The organism is Massilia jejuensis (genome assembly GCF_042656795.1).
GTDB lineage: Bacteria > Pseudomonadota > Gammaproteobacteria > Burkholderiales > Burkholderiaceae_D > Telluria > Telluria jejuensis.
This window is the reverse complement of sequence record NZ_JBHSMS010000060.1, coordinates 1-1,705: the sequence shown is the minus strand read 5'-3', so window position 1 is coordinate 1,705 and position 1,705 is coordinate 1. Positions and strand designations below refer to the sequence as shown.

The window sequence follows — 1,705 nt, the reverse complement described above, 5'->3', positions numbered from 1 at the left end:
TCATACCTTCTCCTTGTGCCTTATATTATGGCTCAGGAGTGTCTACAATAGTCGTGGCGATTCAAACCTCTTTCAGATCGTTTGACTATGTGGTGTAAGTGCCACCCTGTCTCACGTGTGATCTTCTGATCGCAGCAGGGGCAAATACCTTCTTGCCACCACCACAACCATCGAAGTTTGCGTCGTCCCTCGAACGTCTTATCCATCCGCTTTGCAAGCCGTTTGGAGAAGTACTTATCGAACTCCGGATCATAGGGATTCGCTTCGCTCTGAATCTTAACGTGGTCTTTTTTCTTAAACCCCGCCAGAACCGGAAGCAGCTTGTCCTTTTCCGCAAATCGCCAATCTCTGCCTTTGATGCACTTAAAGTAACGTCCTTTGAGCCACTTCTTCCCTTTGTTAGGGTGTCGGCGGCCCGCCCAGCGCCACAGTGCTTGCCAAATTTGATGATCGCACCTTGCAAATGTCTGGGACGCATTCTGACTTCGATGATAGTTGGCCCAACCCCGGATCACGGACGTTAGCTTTTCGATCACCTCCGTCTGCGATGCGGCCTTTCTTTCCCGCAGCAGCGTACGGATTTTGTCGAGAAATGCCTTCTTGTTTTTCTTTGACGGTTGTACGAGCAGTACTCTTTTGAAGTACCGGACGTTCCAACCCAAGAAGTCGAAGCCCTCTGTCACATGTGTGATTTTGGTTTTCGTCGGAGACAAGATTAGACCCCTGTCAGCCAAGAATTTCTCCACCAGCGGTTTCACTTCGGTAGCGAGTACCTTTTGAGAACTGCCAGTGATAACAAAATCGTCCGCATACCGCACTAGGTTGACTTTTGCCTCTCTAGCCATCCTCACCGTTCTAAACAGTTTAGTCAGTTCGAGTTGCAGTCCATCCAGTGCGAGGTTCGCCAAAACCGGGGAAATGATACCTCCCTGTGGCGTCCCTGCTTGCGTTGGGAAGAGCCTTCCCATCTCAATGAAACCGGCCTTCAACCACTTCCGGAGAATGCCCTTGTCCATGCAGACATTGGCGGTCAACCAGTCGTGACTGATGTTGTCGAAACATCCCTTGATATCTCCCTCGAGCACCCATTTCGGCGATACCTCCCGACTAAGTACATTGCGCACTTGTGAGATAGCATCAGCCGTTGAGCGTTCACGTCGAAAACCGTATGAGTGAGGATCTGCGAGTGTTTCGGCTACAGGTTCCAGCGCCAGAAGATGCAGCGCTTGCATGGCCCGGTCGCGCATGGTTGGGATGCCCAATGGGCGTTTTTCACCATTTGCTTTCGGGATGTAGATGCGACGTAGCGGTGCAGGTTTGTATCTCTTGTTGCTGAGATCTTTTACCGCATTCCACTTCGCCTCTGGAGTGCTCCAGGTTTGCTTGTCAACTCCAGGAGTTTTTCGGCCTCGATTCTCCGTTACCCTCCTCACGGCAAGTGCTTTCGCACCTGTGGATTTGGTTAGGAGTCTCTGCAAGGAGCGAACTTTCCGCCATTCCCCTGCTTTTGCTGCCTTCGCAATGCGTGTCTGTAACCTCGCAACAACTTGATGAACCTCGACCCATGAAACTTCATGCCAAGATTTCCAAATTGCAGAGGCGACATCGCAATCGTGGTGACTTACGTCCATATCAACCTCTAGGGAAGCACTGATTTATTCGCCACCAAGCGCTCCGTCGACGCTGTCCGTCTGAGATAATTTCA

The 1,705-nt window shown here is 51.0% G+C and carries 1 protein-coding gene; it reads right to left on the bottom strand.

All coding sequences use genetic code 11. The features are described from left to right. Positions 1 to 32: 32 nt before the first annotated feature. Positions 33 to 1,631: a group II intron reverse transcriptase/maturase gene (ltrA, locus tag ACFPOU_RS18740; RefSeq protein WP_379724738.1), complete on the bottom strand. Its 1,599-nt coding sequence runs from the start codon at positions 1,629 to 1,631 to the stop codon at positions 33 to 35. Positions 1,632 to 1,705 lie beyond the last annotated feature (74 nt).

Bases quoted from the DNA above. Each gene is read 5' to 3' on its own strand.
- ltrA (WP_379724738.1), bottom strand. From the start codon at position 1,631: ATGGACGTAAGTCACCACGATTGCGATGTCGCCTCTGCAATTTGGAAA.